This is a genomic window from Flavobacterium urocaniciphilum, assembly GCF_900110615.1.
In the GTDB taxonomy this organism is placed as follows: Bacteria; Bacteroidota; Bacteroidia; order Flavobacteriales; family Flavobacteriaceae; genus Flavobacterium; species Flavobacterium urocaniciphilum.
The window spans coordinates 142,088-162,511 of sequence record NZ_FOEI01000003.1 but is presented as its reverse complement, the minus strand read 5'-3'; the positions used below and the strand labels follow the sequence as shown (position 1 = coordinate 162,511).

The window sequence follows — 20,424 nt, the reverse complement described above, 5'->3', positions numbered from 1 at the left end:
ATCAAGGATTTATGGTTATAGTTCTATTACTGTATCTTGGATTAACTCTCCTGTAAATTAAAGTGGTAAAGGAGAGCGTATAGCTCATTATTTCGCTATCAACATCCTCCGAACTTTCGTTACTTAACTCTAATGGTTTGAAATAATCGCCTTTTAAAAATTGTAGGCTTTCAACCATTGCATCAATTAAATCAATCTCGGTTAAACCTCCGTTTGTATCCGCAGTTCCGTCGTGTTGGTCAAGCCATCCGTCTTTACAATAAAGCGTTACATCTACGGTACACTCGCCCTCTTGTTTATTTTCTACCATACTCTCCCAACGAATTGCCTTTATATCAATTAAGGCAGATGTCCAATAACTCGGGTAGTTCTTTTCGGGGTTTGCAAATTGTTTACGTTGTAAATCCACTAACTCCAACTCTTGTACACCGTTTTTAAGTGCCTCTTGTATTTTTGTAAATAGTTCTTTTCGTGGTGTCATACTCTACGTTTTTTATTGCGTTTTCCGATTACTGGTTTTTGGTTACTATCTTCTTTTTGAGAATAACCAAACAAGAGCCTACCTTTTCTAACACAGGTTTCTAACACATCTAAAATATCATCGGGCGTTTTACAACCTTTTTCAAATGATAAAATATGGTCTAAAGCCTTTTCCATATCTGGAGTATCTTTTAATTTTTCATCAAATGTTATTAAACCACGCATAAAAGCACTGGTAAGCGTGGCATCTATACGGTCGTGTTTATCTCCCGAGGCGTGGTCAGGAAACGGAATATCAACAGCGTTGTTTTCTTCACACGCTATTAACCAATCAGGCTCATAAACAACTTTTTGAGCAGCTGTAGCATCATAAAAAGAAATGATAGACATACCTTTTAAATTGTATTTTTTTTGCCACTCATAGTGCATATTCATTGCTACAGGTCGGGCGGTTTGTCTGTTAAAGATTTCCAAAACATGAGCACGCCCTTTGTCGATTGAAACTATTGCCCCGGCTTTGTAATCGCCATCATCGGAGTAAGATAAATCCCAATGACTAATTAACCCGTTATGAATTTGATTGCCATGTGTTTTTTTATAATGTATCCACTCGGCTTTAATTCTTTTTCCCTCCTCAACAGGGTTGTTAAAATCCTCTCGCTGACTTGTGTGGTAATCGGTATCGTTTACAATATCAATACACTCATCTTTTGTATAGCGTTCTGGCCACGATGGATTAAAATCTTTATCGCATAAATTAACGGTTGAAATGTCAAGGTTTGGAGAGTTTTTATATTTCTCTGCATAGCCGTCAACAATTCCATTTTTTACGATGTAATTGTTTGGCATAATTTGTCTAAATCTTCCTTTTTGTCCTGCCTTTCCTAAATCACCTGTTAACTTTTGAACATTCTCTTTAGTAAGTTCAATATTTTTAGCCTGTTTTCTGTCCTCCAAGTCATCCATTGAGGCAAAGTCTGGACGATTTGCATTGTTTCTTAAACCTCTAAAAGGTTGATTTAAACCTAACGCCATAAAAAACTTACTGTCATTGGTTTCAAATTGTCCGTCTGCCCAAGAGCCGTATTGCATTTGTAAACCAAAGTCTTTTATATAGCGTTCGTTACTTTCTAAATGCAACTGTAAATCAGAAAGCAAAAGTTTAGAGTGTCCTTCGGTTCTACCAATGATTAAGGCAAAATTCACTTCGTTATTTTCTTTTAAGTGAGTGAGGTTACCAACGTTTGTATGTATTGATTTAGCCGCACCACGAAACCAACGGCGTTGCTGTTTTATTAAAGGGTTTTTAAATACGTTTAAATAACTGTTTAAATGAAATTGAGCACACGGAGCATCCGCCAAGGCTAACCCTGAATTTACGCCAAAGTAATACTCGAAAAACTCTAAATAGTTTTCCGGCTTTAAAAGTCGTTTAATTCGTTGTTCTTGTTGTTCCGCCGTTTCTTTGAAAAGCGAATTATAAGAAAGTAACTGAATCATTTTAGACTTTTGAAAATACTTTTCTTTTGCCTCTTTTAATTCCGTTTTAGTCATGTTGCAATAGTTCGGTTATATATTGGTCAAAATAGGGTCTAACTAATTTTAACAGTTCGATTAAATCCTCACGTTTTTTGCCTGTATTGTTCCCGGCTTTTACCATCATAAACTGACTAAAATCGTCAAAACTCTCCATGGTGTAAACCGCTTTTTTACGGCTATCGTTTAGCCTATCAAAGGCTGCCGAAATTTTGGAAAGGTCATCGGCTTTGTATAGCGGAGTATCTCCATTTTTTAAGTCACGAACGTACTCTAAAATCATACGTTTAATTTCGGAAGGCCTAATATTGTTTAGCTCCTTTTCCTTTTCCCATTCGTCGGTATCTCTCCACCCGGATAGCGTTTTAACACCCACCCCTATAATTTCTGAAATATTGGTAAGCGTAAAGCCTTTTATAAATAAGTCTTTGCCTTGGCTTTTTTTATAATCACGTTCAACTGCCGTTAATCTACCGCCCTTTTTACTTGTATTGTCCATCGATGTTTAAATTACCGTTTGCCTCAAATTTGATATTGTTAATTTTCATACCGTCGTACTCGAGGTTTTTCTTTGCCTCAATTAATACACTCATGTAATTGTCATCGTCAAGCATTTGGTGTATGCCTACGCCAAGCTCCGGGAACTCTCTGTATTCCCCTTTATTGGCAATGAGTATATGTTCTTGATGTTGGTTATCAGAATAGCCAATATCAAGGTCGCCATTTTTAAAATTTAAGTCGCCGTTACGATCTAATAAAATATCATTCATAGAGCAAAATTCGACTTCCTATAATTAGCAATAAAATTCAATTTCAAACCTTGTGTTTATTTTGCATAACCCTTGTATTTATTGAGTACAAGCGTTGGAACTCAATTTTTTTATACTTCAAAAACGCTACAATTTTGCTCCAAGATTTAGACAAAACCCAAAATAAAACAGGATGTAAAATGACTCATGATTTTATCATAAATACCGAAAACGTAAACGAGTATAAATACCGCATTTTAACGGACGGTATCGATTATACTCAATATATGCGTAACCCGGTAGTGCTATTTATGCACGAGCGAGAGTTTGAAAAAAAGGAAGACGGTAAAGGAAGTGCCGTTATTGGGCGTTGCCTTAAAATTTATAAAAAAGACACCGATTTAGTTGCTACGATAGAATTTGACGAAAAAGACGAGTTCGCCCAAAAGATTGCCGGAAAGGTAGAACGTGGTTATATCCGAATGGCTTCCATGTACGCCGATGTAAAGGCTACATCATCAGACACAGAATTGGTTTTACCGGGTCAAGTTTACGAAACGGTTACGGCGTGTAAACTGGTAGAGATTTCAATAGTTGATATTGGCGGTAACGATGATGCTATTAAACTATCCAAAGACGGAAAACCTGTGCAACTTCAAAAAGTAAAATTAGAAAATGATAGAAATATGTCACACTTAAAAACCATTGCATTAGCATTAGCACTATCGGCAGATAGTACAGAGGACACTGTTTTAAAGGAAGTACAGGGCTTAAAATTAGCCAAAGAAACCGCAGAAAAAGAGGCGTCCGATTTAAAGGTAAAATTAAAGGGTATCCAAACAGCAGAGGCTACCGCTTTAGTTGAAAAGGCGGTGTCTTTAGGATTAATTCCCGAGGCATTGAAACAAACGCAAATCAACGCATTTGAGAGCGATTTTGACGGTCAAAAAGTCACGCTTTCAAAATTGATTTCGGATAAAGAGGCAGAGGGTGGCCAAGCGGCAACACACCAAACTGTTAAAGAAGTTGTACTTGGAGGCAAAGGCTCTGGTAACGGTGCCGGAACTCAAGAGGAGACTTTCGACTATTTGCAAAAATTCGACACGGTAAAACTTCGCAAAATCAAAGAAGAAAACCCAGAGCAATATGCAAAATTGGCTAAAGACTACGCTAACGGAGTTAGACACGTAGAGAAAAAATAATCATAACCATAAAAAAAAGAGATAAATGGCAGGTTTACAAAAGGAAGTTTGGATTGCAGGTATTCAAGAGAATCCAATCCCAAATACAAGTTTTGTTTTTGCGTCTACGGATAAATCCGAGTACGTAGAAAACAATAAGCTCCACCTTGCAGAGGCAGGTATCGAGCCAGATGTTTACGAAAACTATTTTGAAGGTAACGAAAATGATTTGCCTTTACAGGCTATCACGGATATACCTAATGAGGTAGTTTTAAAAACCTACTCAACGGCAAGAACTCGCCACAGAGACTTACAAGAAGTTGAGTTATCATACAACAAACGTATGAGTGTTATCAACCGTCACAAAACATCGTTATCTAAAAATATCGGTGTAAGAGCGGCTTTCGCTTGGTCGCCAAATGCGAATAATGATTTTAACAAAATCATGAACTTGGACGCAAACGCTTCAATCATTGATGCAATTATTGATATGGAGGCATTCTACAATGGCCTTGATATTTACGACGGTATGAATATCTGTTTAACAGCTGACCACATGGCTCGAATCAAAAAGGAAAACAAAAACCTTTATAAAGAGATTTTGAGTACTAACACAATGTACGGCTTTAAAGTATTCAGATACAACAAAAATGCTCTTTATACTTCTGCTGGTGTTAAAAAACCTTTTGGGGCTGTTAAAGAAAATGGAGACAAAGTTTGCTCATTCACTTGGGTAACTGACGAGGTTTTCCGTTGTTTTGGTGACACCGAAGTTTACGAAACTTTACGTTCTGCTGCATCGCAGTCTGACGAAATTTCATTTGCTCAAAGAGCTCTTGTGGGTAACATTCGTGCAACCAACCCAAAATATTTGGGAGCAATTCTGTAGCCCATGAGTGAGTTAGTAAAAGAAGCCTCTTTTGATAAAGAGGCTTTACAAAAAAAAGCAACCGAATATTTTGCAAAAAACAAAGATGCTAAAGTAGTTTTTTTAACTGCTGATGGTTTCATGTTCTTAAAGCGAAATTTCGCATCTGATCACGCTAATACATTAGAGGGTAATGAAGTTTTTGAATTCAAGAACCCAAACCATGTCGAAAGCGATACAGACCAAACTGAAGACAGCAATACTCAATTAACCGAGGAGCAAAAACAGTTGTTAGCGTCTGGATTAAAAAAGGAAAATTACAACGCTATTAAGGCTTTAGTAAAAGTTTTAAATATTGAAACTCCCGACCAAAAAGCGGAGACTTTGATTAAGGCGTTGGAGGACTATAAAGCAAATAATCCAATTGATTAAAAAGTGAGAACAATAAAGTATATAGCCGTGCATTGCACAGCAACCTCTCAAAAAACGAGCATTGCCGCAATTCAAAGGTACTGGAAAATTAATTTAGGTTGGAAAATGCCTGGCTACCACTTTATTATTATGCCCGACGGTTTAGTAGTTTCATTATTACCAATAGAACAAGTTTCTAATGGCGTTGCAGGTTTCAATAGTGTGTTAATAAATATTGCTTATTTGGGCGGTGTTGATGCAAATAATAAACCATTAGACAATAGAACTCCTGCCCAAAAGGCAAGCCTACTAAAATTACTCAAGGATTTAAAAAAACAATTTCCAACGGCAGTAATTCAAGGACACAGGGATTTTCCAAACGTAAAAAAAGCGTGTCCGAGTTTTGATGCAAAAAACGAATATAAAAATGTTTAAGAAAACGCTTTTGTTATTAGTGTTAGCCTTTAGTTGTTTCTTGAGCTCCTGCCGAGCGGTTCGGCAGGAAACTCAAAAAACAGAAAGTGAAAAGAGTTTCACATCCGAAAAGGTTGTAACCTACAAAGACACCACTTTGTTTGCACCAAAAGCCGAAACAAGTATAAAAATCCCTTTAGCCGATATTGGTTTTAAAAGCGATTTAAACACCGTTTCAAAGCCAAAGGTTTTCACTCAAACGAGTGGTCAAGCAAAGGTAAAAATTAGAATTGTACACGATACAATTCAAGCGACGGCAACGTGTGACAGTTTGGCTATTGTGGCCAAAGTCAAAAACGAATTATTAAAAGAAACCTCGAGCGTAATAAGTAAAAGTAACTCGGAGAGTAAAAAGAAAACAGGATATACCTTTTTTCATCTGATTATTGCTTTTGTGTTAGGTTTTGGGCTTTGTTATGTACTTAAATTTTTCAAAATCGTATGAGTTTACCAAACATAAAATTTAACATCTCAAGCAATGGTTTGGGATTGTTACAAGCGGACATTCAAAAGATACCGGGATTGGTATTAACTGGAGCTACGGTAGCAGGATCAAATAAAGTTACTGCGGGTAATTCTTACCAAATTTTCTCTCTTGAGGAGGCTGAAAATTTAGGAATAGAAGAAACTGGAACAAACGCTTTTGCACACAAACACATCAAAGCGTTTTACGCAGAGGCTAAAAAAGGAGCTGAACTTTGGTTTATGGTAGTTACTCAAGCAGTAACTATGGAACAAATGGCAGATTTATCAGAATCGTATGCAAAAAAACTATTGGCAGATGCTTCGGGTAAAATTAGAATTTTAGGTATTCTAAAAAAGTCAGGTTCTACCGAAACTATTGCCGACGGCTTGGATAGTGATGTAGCTCTTGCTGTTGTAAAAGCACAGGAGTTGTGCGAGGACTATTCCGGCAGATACTTTCCAGTACGTGCCATTATTTCGGGTAACAAGTTTAGCGGAACGGTTGCCGACTTAAAAGACTACAAAACTACAAACTTTAACAAAGTTTCCATTTTGTTAGCCAATACAGACGCATCAAAAGAGGCTTCTATTGGTTTGGCTTTAGGCCGTTTAGCAAGTATTCCAACTCAAAGAAAAATCTCAAGAGTAAAAGACGGTGCGGTTGAACCTTTCAACGCCTATTTTACTAATGGAGAAACCGTAGAAAGTTTAGACACGGCTTGGGACGCAATCCATAATAAGAATTACATCTTTTTAAGAAGTTTTGCGAACCGCTCGGGTTACTACTTTACAGGCGACCAAACCTTAACAGGTGCAACGGACGACTTTAATTCCCTTGCAAGAGGCTTAGTAATGGATGAGGCGGTACTTATTGCCTACAATACATTAGTTGAGGAGTTATCGGATGAAATTCAAGTTACATCATCTGGAACAATACACCCGGCAATTATTAAAGGGTGGCAAAATGCAATCGAAAGACAAATTAAAGGTTTAATGGTTGATTTAGGTAAACTTTCGGGAGTTAAAGCCTACATCGACGAAAATCAAAATGTTCTTTCTACGAACAACCTAACTGTTGATTTACAATTATTGCCAGTTGGTTATAGCGATTACATAACTGTAAACATAGGATTTACAACAAATTTAGAATAGCATGAGCACATTTAGCAGTAAACAATATGCCTGGCCCGACTTATCTATTTCTATTGGAGGTAGAATTTTAGAAGGCATTACCGAAATTGAGTACACGGAAAAACAGGAAAAAGATGTTTTGCGTGGTCGAGGTAATAAAGGCCATAAAATCACACGAGGGAATAAATCCTATGAGGGTAAAGTTACCATTTGGCAAAGTGAACTTGAGGCAATGGTTCAAGATGCTCCTAACAAGAGTATTATGGATTTGAACTTTGATATTATTGTTTCTTATGTTCCAGAGGATGGCGGACAATCTGTAACGGATGTTTTGAGTAGCTGTGAATTTACCGAAAACAAAAAGGCAATGAAGCAAGGCGATAAAAACATGTTAGTTGAGTTACCAATTATCTTTTTAGAAGTTAAACCACAACAATAAAAATGCGACCAATTAAAGGGCTCTTTATGTTATTAATCGGGATGATTAGTTTCACGGCCATGGCAACTACTACAGCCAAGCCGGAGCAAAAGCAAAAAATGGAAATTATCAAAGAGTTTAAGGCTCAAGAGGTAACTCCTGTAATCGTAGTATTAGAATACCCTGCCGTTTTTGTTGAGGCAGTTTTTATGCCGGGAGCAAATCCCACCAAGAAACCGATTGACGAACCAACCTTTTTATTTGCAGTTGTATTGGACGTAGGATGGCAAGGAACGGAGAGTAAAAATAAGTTAATTCCATACAGGGAAAAGTTGCTCGAGAATTACGATTTACACTTTAAGAGTTACACCCAAGAACCGATAAAACGAATACGGTCTAATTGTTAGAATCAAAATAAATATTGTAAAAAGCCACTTTTTAGTGAGTGGCTTTTTTTAAAACTCAAATAAATGGAGCAAACATTTGGACAAAAAGCAGTAAGCGTTGTGGTAACACAAGGTTTAGAAAATACTCAAGTAGACAAAGTAACCGAAGTAAAAACAACATTTGCTAAAATTATTGATACTGTAAATGATATTGAAGTTAAAAGTTACTTGGGCAACACATTAAAAGGCATGGCTATTAGAGCTTGTATAGAGGCATCCTCTATGGTAGTTAGAATTATAGTACATAAAGAATAACAAAAAACAACTTAAGAAAATGACACAAAAGCAAATTAACGAGTGGAAAGAAAAATATGGGGAAGTTTACGAGCTACCTGTAGACGATAAAACGGCATATTTAAGAATGCCAAAAATGGCCGATTTCAAAAGAGCATTTACGGCTATGCAAAAAGACGGAGAGCTTGCCTTTGGAGAGGTAATGTTAGAAGCCTTATTTATTGGTGGAGATACCGAGATTAAAACAGTCGATGAGTATTTCTTCCCGGCAAGAAAAGAATTAACAGAGTTCTTTAACTATGATGATGCCGAAATAATTACGGAGGGTAATAATTCAATTATCATTATTGGAGAGGCAAAATGTAAAGTGCGAGTAATTACTCGTCAAGATATTAAAATTGCCGAAAAGAAAAACCCCTCTGGGAAACCTTTTGTTACACAAGAGAAATTGTTTGAAATGGTTTGTTTAGAAAAGGACGACGCCTTTAATGATAAAGAAAAAGCAAGCGTTCGTTTTCCTTTATACCAGGCTATTGAAAAACTGCAAAATAAGAAAGTTGCAACGCTAAAAAAGCTCTAAACGAGGCGGTCATTGATAACAGTGACCCCTCGTCTTATGAACTTGCCGAGCATTTAGATATAAGATTATTTGATGCTTACTTGAGATACTATATGCACATTCCCGATCCAAATAGTTTGGGCGATGAGGATTGGGCGGAGGAGCTTCAAAATTTACACTTTATACGAACCAAAGAGAAAGAAAACTCACAGATACCAACGTAATGAACGCATACGAATTTATCATTAAAATGAAAGATATGGCGAGCTCCACTTTACAAAAAGTAGCGAGTTCTGTAGGCGTTACAAAAACAAAGGTTGACGGTATGGATAACTCTTTAAAAAAGGTTGAGAAAACCTCCCATAGTTTAGGCAATACCATGGACAAACTAAAAAGCAAGTTAGTTGCTGTCTTTGCTGTTGGTGCAATTATGGCTTTTGGTAGTAAAGTAATCGAAGCTCGGTCGGAATATGAAAAATTTAATGCAGTTCTTACTAATACCTTTCAATCGGATAAGGTTGGAGCTGCTGCCTTAAATATGCTTACCGACTTTGCGGCTAAAACGCCATTTCAATTAAATGAGCTAACTGGCTCATTTGTAAAATTGGTAAATCGAGGTTTTGCTCCTACAAAGTCAGAAATGACAAAACTGGGAGATTTAGCAAGTAGTCAAGGTAAAGGTTTTGACCAACTTACAGAGGCAGTTTTGGACGCTCAAACAGGAGAGTTTGAGCGATTAAAAGAGTTTGGTATAAATGCGTCCAAATCGGGCGATAAGGTCAAACTATCATTTAAAGGCGTAACTAAAGAAGTTGCCAATAATGATGCGGCTATTAGAAACGCCTTAATGTCTTATGGCGAAATGGATGGAGTAGCAGGTTCTATGGAAGCCATTTCAAAAACATTAGGCGGGCAAATCTCAAACCTTGGCGACCAATGGAATACCTTTTTAGTTGCCGTTGGTGGACAATCTGGCGGAATATTTACGGGTGTAATATCAATGTTAAGTGCTGGACTAGCAACAATCACATTATACTTGCCAGTCATTTCCGAATACTTCGCTATTTTATGGACATACATTGAACCAGTTATTGTATCAGTTAAAAACTTTATACAATCATTTACGGGAATATCAAGTTCGGGAGATGCGTTAAGCGCATTTGGAGATATTATGACTTGGGTATTAGTTGGGGTTGATATTTTCACAACTGGTTTAAGCACACTTATTGGTTGGTTAACTCCTTTTTCTGATGTAATAATGGGCGTTACTGCTGTGTGGCTTGCCTTTAATTTAGCTGTAGCAATATCGCCTGTAGGTTGGATAATAATTGGTATAGTGGCACTTATAACAGTTATTGGATTAGTAATAAAATATACCAGTGGCTGGGGTAAAAATTTCAAATTTACAACCGAAGGTATGAAATTGATAATAGAAGCATTTGTTTTATACACAAAAGCCAATTTTAACACGATGGTAAACGGTATTATGATAGCACTTGAAGCACTTCAAAGAGGTTGGTATAAATTTAAAAATTCTGTTGGTTTGGGCGAAAAAGCCGAAAATGACAAAATGATTGCCGATTTAAGTAACTCAATTGAACAACGAAAAAAGTCAATTGCAGATGGTTACAAAGCGGCAGGTCAAAAAGGAGTTCAAGCTGCCGCCGCTTTTGGTATTAAAGTCGATACCGAAGGAATGTCTAAAGATTTTGCCGCACTCAAAGATAAGTTTGGCAATATTATGAATGGTCCTAAAAAAGATACTGGAACTAGTGCTTACGATGACTATATAAAAAATAACAAAGGCGTTCCTGGTGCACCAAAAGGCAAAGGAGACGGAAAAGACAAAAGCAAATCCGACTCCATTGTTTCGGGAGGTTCAAAAATTACACATATCACTGTCAATATTGAAAAGCTACAGGATGACACTAAAATTTATGTAGATAGTACCGAAAGTGGTTTGAGCAATTTAGGAGAGAAAGTGCAAGAAATGTTATTGCGAGCTGTAAACAGCGTAAACCAAATGCAAACAGGATAATGGCAGAGTTTAATTTACGAGAAATAACCGCACGAGCTTTGTTTGACTATGTAGGCCCACATTTTCCGGAATGGTGGAAAAAAAACAAGTCAAAATTTGAGTTACCCGATTTAAGAGGGATAAACTCGGAGCAAATAAGGGGAGGTAAATACTTCCTACAATTGAAATTGTCATATAAAGGGCAAATGTTTGAGTTACCTAATGAGCCGTTATTATCGCTTGGACTAACAAAGACAATCGTTAAAACGGCCACCGTTGGAAAACAACGCAAAGGAACGGTTAAAGAGTACATCTGTACCGAAGATTGGGTAATTAGTATTAAGGGCGTTTGTATTAATGTAGATGAGCCGGAACTATACCCGGCAGACCAAGTGGCGATACTTAATGATTTGGTTGATATTAATGACGCTTTAGAAGTTGAAACGAACGCCTTTTTAGAATTGTTTGGCATTAGAAAGTTAGTAATTGAAGATATAAAGTTTGATGAAATGGTAGGAGAATCGGGTTTGCAACGTTACACGATTTCTGCAATTAGTGATCAAGATTTTTACGCCGATTTAAACGAAAAAGATACCGAAAAAAATAACTTGTTAGCATAATGTTTATACTGGAGAGTAAAGTAGAAATAGGTAGTTATATTTTCAATCAAGTAAACGAAATTGAAATTACCAAGTCTGTTGAGGAGTTGAGCGATACGGCTGTAATTAAGTTGCCCACTCGTTTTAAGGTACGACAAAACGGAGAGCAAAAATTTACAGAAGATGCTATTAAAGTAGGCGACAAAGTAACGATAACTTTAGGCTACGAGGGTAAATATTCGGGGGTTGAGTTTACAGGTTTTGTAAAAAAGATAAGCCCAAAAATTCCCCTCGAAATTCATTGCGAGGACGCTCTTTGGGTTTTAAGACGAAAAAACATTACAAGGAGTTGGGAAAAAACAACAATGAAAGAAATTTTAACGGAGGTTGTAAAGGATACTCCTGTGCAGCTCGCCGATAATATACCGAGTGTAAATTTAGATAAATGGATTATCAAAAATGCAAACGGAGCTCAAGTTCTGGAATCTTTGAAAAAAGATTTATTAATGACGGCTTTTATTAATGATGAGGGTAAGTTGTATTGCGGTTTGCAACAACTCACAAATGTAGGTCAAACGGTAGTTTATGATTTAAACTACAATTTAGTAGAAAACAACCTTGAGTTTAAAAGCAAAGAAGAAAGAAAGATAAAGATTAAATACACCTACATCGACAAAGAAAATAAACGTAAAAGTATCGAGGTAGGCGACCCAGACGGAGAGCAAAGAACCTACCATACAAGTGTAATTTCCGACACTAAAAAATTGGAGGAGATGGCTAATGCCGAAATTGAAAAATTAAAGTATGATGGCTTTGAGGGCGATGTAACGAGTTTTTTAATTCCGTATGCAACCAGGGGAATGAAAGCAAAATTATTAGACAATGAGCATCCAAACCGAGAGGGAAACTATTTTATAAAAAAGGTAGTCACCACTTTTGGAACTGGAGGAGCAAGGCGAAAAATAACAATAGGCAATAAACTATAATGGAGAAAGAGTTACACGACGCATTTAGAAAACTAAAACAAAGGGATGTCGATACATTCCCGGTTAAAGTTTTATCCGTCGATAAGTCTGCCGGAACTTGTAAAGTAACCGATGACGAACTTGAGTACACCGATGTAAGATTATCGGCGGTTATTGACGGCAACGATAAAAAGTTTTATTTGTTTCCTAAAGTTGGGAGTTCTGTTTTGGTAAGCCCTATAAACGAGGATTTGAAAAATTTGTATGTAGAGGCATACTCCGAAATAGACGGCTTGGATTTAAAAATAGACGGCGTTCACTTTAATATTGATAAAGACGGTTTTCTTTTGAAAAAGGAAAACGAAACGCTAAAAAAACTAATGGCTGATTTGATTACAGCTATTAAGGCTATGAAATTTACAACGAATAACGGGCCAACTATTAATCTTGTGAATATTACAGATTTTATCGCCCTTGAAAATAGGTTTAATCAGTTTTTAAAAGGTAATTAAATGTTAGATGTAAACAGACTTAAGAACAAAATAAAACAGGCCTTCACTGATGAGCAAACGGAGGAGTCAGACCATAATGCGAGCGTTGATAGAATTGCACAAAAATTAGCTCAAGCAATTGTTGACGAAATTAAAGAAGCCAAAGTAATTTATACAGCAGGGCTTACCGCCCCTAATGGAGCTGTTACAGGAACTATTAACCATACAATACAATAAGATGGACAATTTTTTAGTGTATATCACATCAATTTTAACTGCTGTAGGCGGTACAGGATATTTTACTTTTTTGTTTGCAAAGAGCAAATATAAAGTAGAGGTACTACAAGCTCGAGAAAATGCCGAAACTACGGCTATTGAAAATGATATTAAATTATCTGGGCATTACAAAGAAATTCTCGACGATTTAAAGAGTCGTTATGAAATTCGTTACAAAGAGTTTGAAGATTTAATGAATCGAAAAGTATTACTTCTTGAGGAGGAGTTGAAAATTAAAGACAGAAAAATTAAACTTCAACAGCAAGAAATAATCGAGTTAAAAAAAGAAAATAGAATTTTAAAAGCAAATGCAAAAAACGCTACTACATAATCAAAGCCTTTTAGATTTTACGCTACACCATTGCGGAACATTAAACGGTATCGTTCAAATGGCTGTAGAAAATAATATTGGCATTGCTGACTTTTTAAGTCCGGGTTCTGTTTTATCAGTTCCAAACGGAATTTCAAAAGATGAGCAAATAGTGGAGTTTTATGAAAATAAAAAATTAATTCCGGCTTGTGGTTTTAACACATTAGAGCTATCAAACGCTTTAGATGATATGTTTGCCTATGAGTTTGCAATAAGTTTATAAAATGGGTAGATCAATAAAGGAAATACAACAGACTATTTTAGACGCAAAAGCCACAGCGGTTGAACTTAATGCGTTAGAAGTATTAACGGAGCAAGAGCAAACGTTAAACTCGGCAAATAGTACCAGTAAAGTCGCAATTTGGAGGTTGTGGGTTTGGATTATTGCCTTTGCTCAATATGTACAGGAGCAATATTGGGAAACCTTTAAAGCAGAAATTGAAAAGCGTATTGCCTCGTCAAGAATACATACTCCTAAATGGTACAGAGAAAAAGCACTTGCCTTTTTATACGGAGTTCCTTTGGTTCAAGATACAGACTATTACGATACAACAGGATTAACCGATACGCAGATAGCTAATGCAAAAATTATTAGTAATGCAGCTTCGGTAAGAGTTGTACAAAACGGATACGGTACATTAAGGCTAAAAGTAGTTAGAACCGTGGGCGGAGAGTATGCACCCGTTTTGCCAGAACATTTAACCGCTTTAGATGTGTATTTCAATCAACATATTGCCGATGCCGGAACGGTTGTTAATGTTACAACTGGAGAGGCCGACTTATTAAAGTTGAAAATGGATATTTATTATGATCCGTTAATTTTAGGTGCAGACGGCTCAAGATTGGACGGAACTAATCCCACTCCAGTAATTACACAGATTAAAAATTACTTGAAGTCGATTGATTTTGAAAACGGTAAACTTGTATTAACACACCTTACCGACAAATTACAGCAAGTATCGGGAGTAAATTTACCAGTTGTGCGTGAGGCATACTCTAAATATGGAGCTTATGATTATGGTACTACAGGAGTTCAAAATGTAGGTGCGATTAACGAGATACGCATTGCCGACGCAGGATACATGAAATTAGACGAAAGCGAATTACTGATTAACTATATACCTTATTCAGAGTAATGGACAATGTTTATAACATAAATTGGAGGACTTTTATCATACTTAATTTGCCAGTATTCCTGCGTAAAATTAAGTCTATAAAATTGCTCGAGGTTTTTTTTAAACCTGTAGTTCTATTACACTTGGAGTTTTTGGAGTTTCGTCGTCAAGCATTATACAAAGTGAATCATAATTCGCAAATATGCTATTTACAGGCGGTTTTGAATGATAGTTTTGATAACGTACAAAGGCGAATTATCATAAGAAACGCCATTTTAAGAGAGCCGTTATGGTTTTATGAACCCGAAGAAAACAAGCCTGTATTGTTTTATGAAGAAAGCGATAACAAGCCTGTTTATTTTCGTGAAGAAAGCGAGTTTATTGGAGATGGTGCAGATTTTTTGGTTTTAGTTCCAATCGATTTAAAACCAACCAATACTCAAGAAGAAAACGCCCTATTAATTAAAATGAAGGCACAAATTGACTATTATAAACTATTCGTTAAAAACTATATAATATTATGGGTTTAGGTAATAAATTAATCGTTTCTGCTACTGGGTTTCCCGGTACAAATAAAACGTTACGCTTTATTCAAGATGCGTTTCGTGAGCCGCTTGGAGCTTTGGCACAACTTGCAGGAAACAAAACGATAATTACTGGAGTTGTGGTAACAGGTTCTGACCCTGCTGCAATGGTAGTGTCAAACGGTTTTATTTCTTACAATGGAGAGATTATTCCTTTTGTCGGCGGTAATTATGCAGATACCGTTACCATTATTGAGCAATTTGAAAATGTAAACTATAATACAGATGCTAATGATGATAGTGTTTTAGATAGTTTGCCAGCGTATAGAACTATTTATGCAAAGTGCGGAACTGGCGGGATTGATTTATTTTACTTTGGGGAACTTCAAAGATTAAAAACTATTCAAGAGCTTTCAAATTTTGAACTTCCTGCGGGTGTAGTTATCGACCCAAACTATTTAGCCTTTACGGTTTCAATGCTAAATCATTTAAACTCTATTGAAGCAGGTGCGGAAGTAAATGTGCAAGCCGATTGGTTAGTAACTTCTCCGGGTTCTGACGCCTTTATAAAAAACAAACCATTTTCGGAAATAAAATGTACTCACGGTTCGCTTGTGACGGTTCCAAGTAGTAATGGTTATTACCAGTTCAATTTTACTCGTAATTGGGTTGATATTTATCCTCCTGCAGGATATAATATATATCACTTAAAAGGTTTTATTCCTTCGGTTGGTGAGATAAATTTTTCAGGTAATGTTAACGGTGATGATACGTTTTGGTGTAATTATCAAGTTGACTACACGGCGGGTAAAGTTAGAGTCGTTTGTAATAACTCTGAAAGCCGAGCTCGTTCTATTATTAACTATTTAGCTATTTGGATAAAATGACACAGAACACATATTTTTTACATTTTAAAGATTCGTATGTAGTAGGTTTTCACAGCGATGACATAGATCCAAAATTTTTGCCAAAAGGCGAAAAGACAATCAAGGTTTTAACAAACGAGCCAACGAAATATTTGGGGCTTGACGAAAAACAAATTTTTCTTGACCCACTACCGGAAGTAAATCATGATGTGACAGACAAAGAAAGTTTAGACTATCGCCGTCAAGAACTCAAAAGGCTTTTTTATGAAATTCAATTTACCAAAGCCATTGATGAGGACGCAAAAGAACTGGAGTTATTGTATGATACAAAACTCCGAGAATATAGGGAATTAAAAGCGAAGTAATGAATACAGTATTTGACATAGAACAAAAGCAAGATAGTGCCGAAAAGCTACTTGCCGTTGCCGATAAAGAAACAAAGTATATTTTGTTTGCTGATGAGTTTAACGATGTAGCTCGCAAGGCAGTTGAGTCGGCAGTTGAAAACGTAAAAATTGAGTTGTTTTGGAGTAACAAACCCGAACATATCGTGCAAAATTTTGCAGGAATTTCAACCGTTCAACAATTGGTTTTAAAGTTTAATGATGTTTGGATGTTGGAAAATACAGACGAGGTTACATTGTTGATTGACCGATATAAACCAAAGCGGACTGTTAGAACTTATGGGAAATTTAAAGGTTCGGGATTTAAACACGGTATCTTTCCAGATGCTCAAAACCCGAAACGCCCATCTGAAATAGTGATAACTGAAAAGGAAACAATTTTAAAAATGGGTCAACCTTACTACTTTCATAAAATTGCAAATTCCAACTCTCAAATTAGAGCATGTGGAGCTGGTGGAAAAAATCACACATCTGATTATAACCGTGCGTGGCAATATTTACAATTTAGAATTAGAGTAAGAAAAGGAAATAAAACATATTTTTCAAAGCCATTGGCAACTATTCAAATGATTTGCGATAGATGGTACAATGACGGAGAAAGTCAAAAAATATCAATTAGCTATAAGCTAGTTTAAAATTTAGGGAAGCCAATAAAGTGACCTGTGTAAGTGAAAGAAATTATAAGCTATAAGGACGCTTTACAGAAAACCTGTCATCTGAAAGAAATTATAAGGTGTAAGGATTGAGCCAAGGAGCGAAAGCAAATTGGCTCATAGGCAACCCGAACAAACAAATTAACTAAAAGAAAGGAGGCGGTCATTATCTGATTGCGATGCTGGTAGCAAGTAAAATAAATCCACTTTAGAAATTTATAGATGCCGTTTTAAACGGTATCTATTTTTAAAAAATCAACGCTTTGGTAGGATAGCGTAAAAAAGTCCTCCGCTTTAAAAAATCTCTGACCACTTTTTAAACAAGAACCCACAGGCTACGGAGGACATAAGTCTTCTTTAGCTTGTGGGTTTTTTTTATGTTTAGTGGTCAGAGGCACAAATATAATCATTAATTAATCATCAATCAAAAAACGAATGAGTAAAAATTTTACGTACAAAGAACAACATGCCGTTATCGTGAAGTGTAGTAGCGAGGAGGAGCAAAAACAAATTTTTGAAAAATTAAAAGAAATGGGATTTAAAGATTTAAAAGTAGTTAGTGTATGAAAATTGAAGTAAACCACAGTTGCAAAAATTTTGAGAGTTTTAGAGCTCAAAAAGTAAAATCATTATTTAATGCCGAAAGTGGCCACGAGTGGAAGCATACGGCAGAGCTACCAATAGAAGACGACGAGTGGCAAATAGGGCTTATTGTAGGTGCATCGGGTTCGGGCAAAACTTCAATAGGTAAGCAAATTTGGTCAAATGTTGCTATTCACGACCTTTATTCGGGTTGGGATAATAATTTACCTATTGTAGATAATATCGCCCCTAAAAAGTCCTTAAACGAAGTTACAGCATCTTTATCGGCCGTAGGGCTTGGAGATGTCCCAGCTTGGTTACGTCCATTTAAGGCGTTATCCAATGGAGAGCAATATAGAGCGGGATTAGCTCGGTTAATTTGCGATGCTCCCGATAAAGTGGTTATTGATGAGTTTACGAGTGTCGTTGACCGCCAAATAGCTCAAATTGGTGCATCGGCTTTCGCTAAATCGTGGAGGCGAACAAAAGGCAAACAAATCGTACTACTTTCATGTCACTATGATATTGTAGAGTGGTTGCAACCAGATTGGGTATATGATACTCGAACTGGTGAAGTAAAAAAAAAGTCCAAAAACGACCATCTATCAAGCTCGACATTTGGAAGACAAACGGAACTTACTGGAAGTATTTTAAAGAGCATTATTATTTAGATTTGCCCCACCCTCCTGCGGCTGAATATTTTGTCGCTACGGTAAACGGAGAGCTTGTGGCCCATTTGGCCGTTTGCCCTTTATTTACTGCAAAGGCTTATCGTGCAACCCGATTAGTTGTTATGCCCGAGTGGCAAGGTGCAGGCGTTGGAACTGCTTTTTTAAATGAAGTAATGCAATATCATTTAGACGGTAAAGGAAGATGTGGGCATAAATATCACACTTTTTTTCATACTTCACACCCACAATTATGCGGTTATTTGAGGCATTCTAACAAATGGCTTCAAACTAATGCAATGCTCCACGGCTCAAATAAAGTAAGGAGTAAAGATAGTATTAATAGAACCGGAAAAGGCACGATAACAGGGTGTGGTTATGGTGGCCATTTTAGAGCCGTACAGGCGTTTAAATATTTAGGAAAATGAAAAAAATAAGAGTTTTTATATCGGGACAAAAGTATTTTGGGGAGCAAGTATTCAGTCTTTGTAATAGGCTTGATTTTGTCGAAATTGTAGGCGTATGTTCGCCATTAGATGATAAGTATGTTACAAAAATGGCTCATACTTTTGGGATTAGGCATGTACCAGCGGGAACATTAACCGCTGATACTTTCCCGGATAATGTAGATATTGGAATAACCGCCCACTCATTTGATTATATAGGAAAGAAAACAAGGTATAAGGCTAAAATTGGGTGGATTGGATACCATCCGAGTTTATTACCTCGCCATCGTGGGCGTTCGTCTATTGAGTGGGCAATCCGAATGCGTGACCCAATAACTGGAGGTTCTGTATTTTGGTTAAATGACGGTATTGATAGAGGCGATATTGCTTACCAAGACTTTTGCTTTATTGATCCTAAAATGTACGCAATGGATTCAAGGAAAGCGGCACGACTATTATGGGAACATGAATTACAATCTATGGGGCTACGTTTGATTGAAAAAGCGTTATTTGATATAAGTAACGGAATAATTATAAAAAAGCCACAGAAGAAAGAATTTAGCACTTTTGAGCCGAATACAGATGTAAAAGATGTGTATAAACCCGATTTGCTTATGATTGAGCGTTACGGCTCTCCAAGTACATAAAAAAGCCCCTCATTGGGGCTTTAAATTTCGTTTAAATGTTATTTAAAGAATGTTTATATTTGCTCAAAAAGTGACACATTTCAATTTACAAAGTGGCACATTTCAATTTTTCGATTATAAATGGATGTACGGTATCTTCCTTCTGGGAAATTAGTCATATCATATCCATGTAATGTATAAGGAGCACATTGCTGAATAATCAATCTGTTAAACGGTACTTCTAATTCTGCTTCTTCATCAGTACGCAAATCTTTAATTTTTAAACCGCCTTTGTATTCAGGTTTCCAATCTTTATTTAAATACAATAGTAAATTCAATTCACGATACCAATTTTTTTGTAACGGATGATAATTGAAATCCAAATGCATGTCTAAAAAACTGTTTTTCTTACCTTGATGTAATCCTCCACCATGATTTTTTGGATCAACAAATGTCTTTTTAGCAGTAATAAAAGATAATATTGCATTAAATCTATCTGAAGATAAGTCGTAGTATAATTCTTCTAATTCTGGAGATAAAACTTTATAATTTGATTTTTCAAATTTATTGTTGGCAAAAGCATAATCTCTGCTTTTGTTTTCTAATTCTGGAATGGAATCATAAGCTCTTAAAAGCTTTTCTTCATCACAGAAATTATCAATAATTAAATAAGGAAATGGTTGTGCCGTTAAATATTGAACACGTAAATTTTCTTTATTTGCTTCTAAAAATTCAAAATTTATCATCAAGTTTTTCTTTTTCTCAAAAACAAAAGTACAAAAATTACGATACAAACAATCATGATATTTATCATATTAAACTATACTGGTATAAAGATTTTATTTTTAATAAAAAAAGAGAATAAGATTA

General features: G+C 36.2%; 31 protein-coding genes. 26 read left to right on the top strand and 5 right to left on the bottom strand.

All coding sequences use genetic code 11. From position 1 onward, the window contains the following. Window position 1 precedes the first annotated feature (1 nt). From BMY86_RS07575 to BMY86_RS07560, 4 genes are read right to left on the bottom strand one after another with little or no spacing between them, the layout of a single operon-like run. Window positions 2-481, bottom strand: a complete 480-nt coding sequence (locus BMY86_RS07575) for a hypothetical protein (protein ID WP_091467216.1) — start codon at window positions 479-481, stop codon at window positions 2-4. Continuing rightward, complete coding sequence (locus tag BMY86_RS13060; RefSeq protein WP_091467214.1) at window positions 478-2,034, bottom strand: hypothetical protein; 1,557 nt, start codon at window positions 2,032-2,034, stop codon at window positions 478-480. Before BMY86_RS13060 ends, BMY86_RS07575 begins: the two co-directional genes overlap by 4 nt. Continuing rightward, on the bottom strand, window positions 2,027-2,515 hold the full coding sequence (locus BMY86_RS07565; RefSeq protein WP_091467212.1) for a terminase gpP N-terminus-related DNA-binding protein: 489 nt from the start codon (window positions 2,513-2,515) through the stop codon (window positions 2,027-2,029). Before BMY86_RS07565 ends, BMY86_RS13060 begins: the two co-directional genes overlap by 8 nt. Beyond that, window positions 2,499-2,786 carry an oxidase gene (locus BMY86_RS07560; RefSeq protein ID WP_091467210.1) on the bottom strand — a complete coding sequence of 96 codons (288 nt, stop codon included), beginning with the start codon at window positions 2,784-2,786 and terminating at the stop codon, window positions 2,499-2,501. The genes BMY86_RS07565 and BMY86_RS07560 overlap by 17 nt, the downstream gene beginning before the upstream one ends. 134 nt (window positions 2,787-2,920) lie before the next feature. Here BMY86_RS07560 and BMY86_RS07555 point away from each other — a divergent pair, with 134 nt between their 5' ends. The 26 genes from BMY86_RS07555 (at window position 2,921) to BMY86_RS07440 (ending at window position 19,575) form a co-directional block, all read left to right on the top strand. After that, on the top strand, window positions 2,921-3,967 hold the full coding sequence (locus tag BMY86_RS07555; protein ID WP_245745617.1) for a hypothetical protein: 1,047 nt from the start codon (window positions 2,921-2,923) through the stop codon (window positions 3,965-3,967). Between the two features lie 25 nt (window positions 3,968-3,992). Continuing rightward, window positions 3,993-4,835: a hypothetical protein gene (locus BMY86_RS07550; protein WP_091467207.1), complete on the top strand. Its 843-nt coding sequence runs from the start codon at window positions 3,993-3,995 to the stop codon at window positions 4,833-4,835. A gap of 3 nt (window positions 4,836-4,838) precedes the next feature. Continuing rightward, window positions 4,839-5,246, top strand: a complete 408-nt coding sequence (locus BMY86_RS07545; protein WP_091467205.1) for a hypothetical protein — start codon at window positions 4,839-4,841, stop codon at window positions 5,244-5,246. A 3-nt stretch (window positions 5,247-5,249) separates the two neighbouring features. Further along, entirely contained in the window at window positions 5,250-5,660 is a 411-nt protein-coding gene (locus tag BMY86_RS07540) for an N-acetylmuramoyl-L-alanine amidase (RefSeq protein WP_091467202.1), read from the top strand. Continuing rightward, window positions 5,653-6,144 (top strand): hypothetical protein, encoded by a 492-nt coding sequence (locus tag BMY86_RS07535; protein ID WP_143065622.1) that lies wholly within the window; start codon window positions 5,653-5,655, stop codon window positions 6,142-6,144. The genes BMY86_RS07540 and BMY86_RS07535 overlap by 8 nt, the downstream gene beginning before the upstream one ends. After that, complete coding sequence (locus tag BMY86_RS07530) at window positions 6,141-7,316, top strand: DUF2586 family protein (protein ID WP_091467198.1); 1,176 nt, start codon at window positions 6,141-6,143, stop codon at window positions 7,314-7,316. Before BMY86_RS07535 ends, BMY86_RS07530 begins: the two co-directional genes overlap by 4 nt. Window position 7,317: 1 nt before the next feature. Beyond that, the gene (locus tag BMY86_RS07525; RefSeq protein WP_091467196.1) at window positions 7,318-7,734 is read left to right on the top strand and encodes a hypothetical protein; all 417 of its coding nucleotides are present in this window, start codon (window positions 7,318-7,320) and stop codon (window positions 7,732-7,734) included. Window positions 7,735-7,736: 2 nt separating this feature from the next. Beyond that, window positions 7,737-8,120 (top strand): hypothetical protein, encoded by a 384-nt coding sequence (locus BMY86_RS07520; RefSeq protein WP_091467194.1) that lies wholly within the window; start codon window positions 7,737-7,739, stop codon window positions 8,118-8,120. A gap of 63 nt (window positions 8,121-8,183) precedes the next feature. After that, the gene (locus BMY86_RS07515) at window positions 8,184-8,414 is read left to right on the top strand and encodes a hypothetical protein (RefSeq protein ID WP_091467192.1); all 231 of its coding nucleotides are present in this window, start codon (window positions 8,184-8,186) and stop codon (window positions 8,412-8,414) included. A 19-nt stretch (window positions 8,415-8,433) separates the two neighbouring features. Next, window positions 8,434-8,973 carry a hypothetical protein gene (locus BMY86_RS07510; protein WP_091467190.1) on the top strand — a complete coding sequence of 180 codons (540 nt, stop codon included), beginning with the start codon at window positions 8,434-8,436 and terminating at the stop codon, window positions 8,971-8,973. Between the two features lie 202 nt (window positions 8,974-9,175). Continuing rightward, window positions 9,176-10,990, top strand: a complete 1,815-nt coding sequence (locus BMY86_RS07505; RefSeq protein ID WP_143065621.1) for a hypothetical protein — start codon at window positions 9,176-9,178, stop codon at window positions 10,988-10,990. Continuing rightward, window positions 10,990-11,589, top strand: coding sequence for a DUF6046 domain-containing protein (locus BMY86_RS07500; protein ID WP_091467186.1), 600 nt, complete (start codon window positions 10,990-10,992; stop codon window positions 11,587-11,589). The genes BMY86_RS07505 and BMY86_RS07500 overlap by 1 nt, the downstream gene beginning before the upstream one ends. Continuing rightward, on the top strand, window positions 11,589-12,554 hold the full coding sequence (locus tag BMY86_RS07495; RefSeq protein WP_091467183.1) for a late control protein: 966 nt from the start codon (window positions 11,589-11,591) through the stop codon (window positions 12,552-12,554). Before BMY86_RS07500 ends, BMY86_RS07495 begins: the two co-directional genes overlap by 1 nt. Further along, window positions 12,554-13,045 carry a hypothetical protein gene (locus BMY86_RS07490; protein WP_091467180.1) on the top strand — a complete coding sequence of 164 codons (492 nt, stop codon included), beginning with the start codon at window positions 12,554-12,556 and terminating at the stop codon, window positions 13,043-13,045. The genes BMY86_RS07495 and BMY86_RS07490 overlap by 1 nt, the downstream gene beginning before the upstream one ends. Further along, window positions 13,046-13,261 (top strand): hypothetical protein, encoded by a 216-nt coding sequence (locus BMY86_RS07485; RefSeq protein ID WP_091467177.1) that lies wholly within the window; start codon window positions 13,046-13,048, stop codon window positions 13,259-13,261. A gap of 1 nt (window position 13,262) precedes the next feature. Next, the gene (locus BMY86_RS07480; RefSeq protein WP_091467174.1) at window positions 13,263-13,631 is read left to right on the top strand and encodes a hypothetical protein; all 369 of its coding nucleotides are present in this window, start codon (window positions 13,263-13,265) and stop codon (window positions 13,629-13,631) included. Then, entirely contained in the window at window positions 13,609-13,893 is a 285-nt protein-coding gene (locus BMY86_RS07475) for a hypothetical protein (protein WP_143065620.1), read from the top strand. The genes BMY86_RS07480 and BMY86_RS07475 overlap by 23 nt, the downstream gene beginning before the upstream one ends. A 1-nt stretch (window position 13,894) precedes the next feature. After that, window positions 13,895-14,806: a hypothetical protein gene (locus BMY86_RS07470; RefSeq protein ID WP_091467169.1), complete on the top strand. Its 912-nt coding sequence runs from the start codon at window positions 13,895-13,897 to the stop codon at window positions 14,804-14,806. Between the two features lie 131 nt (window positions 14,807-14,937). Further along, window positions 14,938-15,315: a hypothetical protein gene (locus tag BMY86_RS07465; protein ID WP_143065619.1), complete on the top strand. Its 378-nt coding sequence runs from the start codon at window positions 14,938-14,940 to the stop codon at window positions 15,313-15,315. Beyond that, window positions 15,306-16,196 (top strand): hypothetical protein, encoded by an 891-nt coding sequence (locus BMY86_RS07460; RefSeq protein ID WP_091467164.1) that lies wholly within the window; start codon window positions 15,306-15,308, stop codon window positions 16,194-16,196. Before BMY86_RS07465 ends, BMY86_RS07460 begins: the two co-directional genes overlap by 10 nt. Continuing rightward, window positions 16,193-16,540 carry a hypothetical protein gene (locus tag BMY86_RS07455; RefSeq protein WP_091467160.1) on the top strand — a complete coding sequence of 116 codons (348 nt, stop codon included), beginning with the start codon at window positions 16,193-16,195 and terminating at the stop codon, window positions 16,538-16,540. The genes BMY86_RS07460 and BMY86_RS07455 overlap by 4 nt, the downstream gene beginning before the upstream one ends. Next, window positions 16,540-17,214, top strand: coding sequence for a hypothetical protein (locus BMY86_RS07450; protein WP_091467157.1), 675 nt, complete (start codon window positions 16,540-16,542; stop codon window positions 17,212-17,214). Before BMY86_RS07455 ends, BMY86_RS07450 begins: the two co-directional genes overlap by 1 nt. Before the next feature lie 453 nt (window positions 17,215-17,667). Continuing rightward, window positions 17,668-17,799, top strand: a complete 132-nt coding sequence (locus tag BMY86_RS13200) for a hypothetical protein (protein ID WP_262487557.1) — start codon at window positions 17,668-17,670, stop codon at window positions 17,797-17,799. After that, a complete protein-coding gene (locus BMY86_RS13150; RefSeq protein ID WP_218141971.1) occupies window positions 17,796-18,485 on the top strand; it encodes a hypothetical protein in 690 nt (229 codons plus the stop codon). The genes BMY86_RS13200 and BMY86_RS13150 overlap by 4 nt, the downstream gene beginning before the upstream one ends. 2 nt (window positions 18,486-18,487) lie before the next feature. Next, the gene (locus BMY86_RS13145) at window positions 18,488-18,910 is read left to right on the top strand and encodes a GNAT family N-acetyltransferase (RefSeq protein ID WP_218141970.1); all 423 of its coding nucleotides are present in this window, start codon (window positions 18,488-18,490) and stop codon (window positions 18,908-18,910) included. Next, the gene (locus BMY86_RS07440; RefSeq protein WP_091467155.1) at window positions 18,907-19,575 is read left to right on the top strand and encodes a formyltransferase family protein; all 669 of its coding nucleotides are present in this window, start codon (window positions 18,907-18,909) and stop codon (window positions 19,573-19,575) included. Before BMY86_RS13145 ends, BMY86_RS07440 begins: the two co-directional genes overlap by 4 nt. A gap of 80 nt (window positions 19,576-19,655) precedes the next feature. On the opposite strand, the gene BMY86_RS07435 is transcribed toward BMY86_RS07440, so the two are convergent. Beyond that, the gene (locus tag BMY86_RS07435) at window positions 19,656-20,300 is read right to left on the bottom strand and encodes a 2OG-Fe(II) oxygenase (RefSeq protein WP_177177145.1); all 645 of its coding nucleotides are present in this window, start codon (window positions 20,298-20,300) and stop codon (window positions 19,656-19,658) included. Window positions 20,301-20,424: the final 124 nt, after the last annotated feature.

Excerpts from the sequence above, each read along its gene's own strand:
- BMY86_RS07575 (WP_091467216.1), bottom strand. The coding sequence starts at position 481 with ATGACACCACGAAAAGAACTATTTACAAAAATACAAGAGGCACTTAAA.
- BMY86_RS13060 (WP_091467214.1), bottom strand. The coding sequence starts at position 2,034 with ATGACTAAAACGGAATTAAAAGAGGCAAAAGAAAAGTATTTTCAAAAG.
- BMY86_RS07565 (WP_091467212.1), bottom strand. The coding sequence starts at position 2,515 with ATGGACAATACAAGTAAAAAGGGCGGTAGATTAACGGCAGTTGAACGT.
- BMY86_RS07560 (WP_091467210.1), bottom strand. The coding sequence starts at position 2,786 with ATGAATGATATTTTATTAGATCGTAACGGCGACTTAAATTTTAAAAAT.
- BMY86_RS07550 (WP_091467207.1), top strand. The coding sequence starts at position 3,993 with ATGGCAGGTTTACAAAAGGAAGTTTGGATTGCAGGTATTCAAGAGAAT.
- BMY86_RS07545 (WP_091467205.1), top strand. The coding sequence starts at position 4,839 with ATGAGTGAGTTAGTAAAAGAAGCCTCTTTTGATAAAGAGGCTTTACAA.
- BMY86_RS07535 (WP_143065622.1), top strand. The coding sequence starts at position 5,653 with ATGTTTAAGAAAACGCTTTTGTTATTAGTGTTAGCCTTTAGTTGTTTC.
- BMY86_RS07530 (WP_091467198.1), top strand. The coding sequence starts at position 6,141 with ATGAGTTTACCAAACATAAAATTTAACATCTCAAGCAATGGTTTGGGA.
- BMY86_RS07525 (WP_091467196.1), top strand. The coding sequence starts at position 7,318 with ATGAGCACATTTAGCAGTAAACAATATGCCTGGCCCGACTTATCTATT.
- BMY86_RS07520 (WP_091467194.1), top strand. The coding sequence starts at position 7,737 with ATGCGACCAATTAAAGGGCTCTTTATGTTATTAATCGGGATGATTAGT.
- BMY86_RS07515 (WP_091467192.1), top strand. The coding sequence starts at position 8,184 with ATGGAGCAAACATTTGGACAAAAAGCAGTAAGCGTTGTGGTAACACAA.
- BMY86_RS07510 (WP_091467190.1), top strand. The coding sequence starts at position 8,434 with ATGACACAAAAGCAAATTAACGAGTGGAAAGAAAAATATGGGGAAGTT.
- BMY86_RS07505 (WP_143065621.1), top strand. The coding sequence starts at position 9,176 with ATGAACGCATACGAATTTATCATTAAAATGAAAGATATGGCGAGCTCC.
- BMY86_RS07500 (WP_091467186.1), top strand. The coding sequence starts at position 10,990 with ATGGCAGAGTTTAATTTACGAGAAATAACCGCACGAGCTTTGTTTGAC.
- BMY86_RS07495 (WP_091467183.1), top strand. The coding sequence starts at position 11,589 with ATGTTTATACTGGAGAGTAAAGTAGAAATAGGTAGTTATATTTTCAAT.
- BMY86_RS07490 (WP_091467180.1), top strand. The coding sequence starts at position 12,554 with ATGGAGAAAGAGTTACACGACGCATTTAGAAAACTAAAACAAAGGGAT.
- BMY86_RS07485 (WP_091467177.1), top strand. The coding sequence starts at position 13,046 with ATGTTAGATGTAAACAGACTTAAGAACAAAATAAAACAGGCCTTCACT.
- BMY86_RS07480 (WP_091467174.1), top strand. The coding sequence starts at position 13,263 with ATGGACAATTTTTTAGTGTATATCACATCAATTTTAACTGCTGTAGGC.
- BMY86_RS07475 (WP_143065620.1), top strand. The coding sequence starts at position 13,609 with ATGCAAAAAACGCTACTACATAATCAAAGCCTTTTAGATTTTACGCTA.
- BMY86_RS07470 (WP_091467169.1), top strand. The coding sequence starts at position 13,895 with ATGGGTAGATCAATAAAGGAAATACAACAGACTATTTTAGACGCAAAA.
- BMY86_RS07460 (WP_091467164.1), top strand. The coding sequence starts at position 15,306 with ATGGGTTTAGGTAATAAATTAATCGTTTCTGCTACTGGGTTTCCCGGT.
- BMY86_RS07455 (WP_091467160.1), top strand. The coding sequence starts at position 16,193 with ATGACACAGAACACATATTTTTTACATTTTAAAGATTCGTATGTAGTA.
- BMY86_RS07450 (WP_091467157.1), top strand. The coding sequence starts at position 16,540 with ATGAATACAGTATTTGACATAGAACAAAAGCAAGATAGTGCCGAAAAG.
- BMY86_RS13200 (WP_262487557.1), top strand. The coding sequence starts at position 17,668 with ATGAGTAAAAATTTTACGTACAAAGAACAACATGCCGTTATCGTGAAG.
- BMY86_RS13150 (WP_218141971.1), top strand. The coding sequence starts at position 17,796 with ATGAAAATTGAAGTAAACCACAGTTGCAAAAATTTTGAGAGTTTTAGA.
- BMY86_RS07440 (WP_091467155.1), top strand. The coding sequence starts at position 18,907 with ATGAAAAAAATAAGAGTTTTTATATCGGGACAAAAGTATTTTGGGGAG.
- BMY86_RS07435 (WP_177177145.1), bottom strand. The coding sequence starts at position 20,300 with ATGATAAATTTTGAATTTTTAGAAGCAAATAAAGAAAATTTACGTGTT.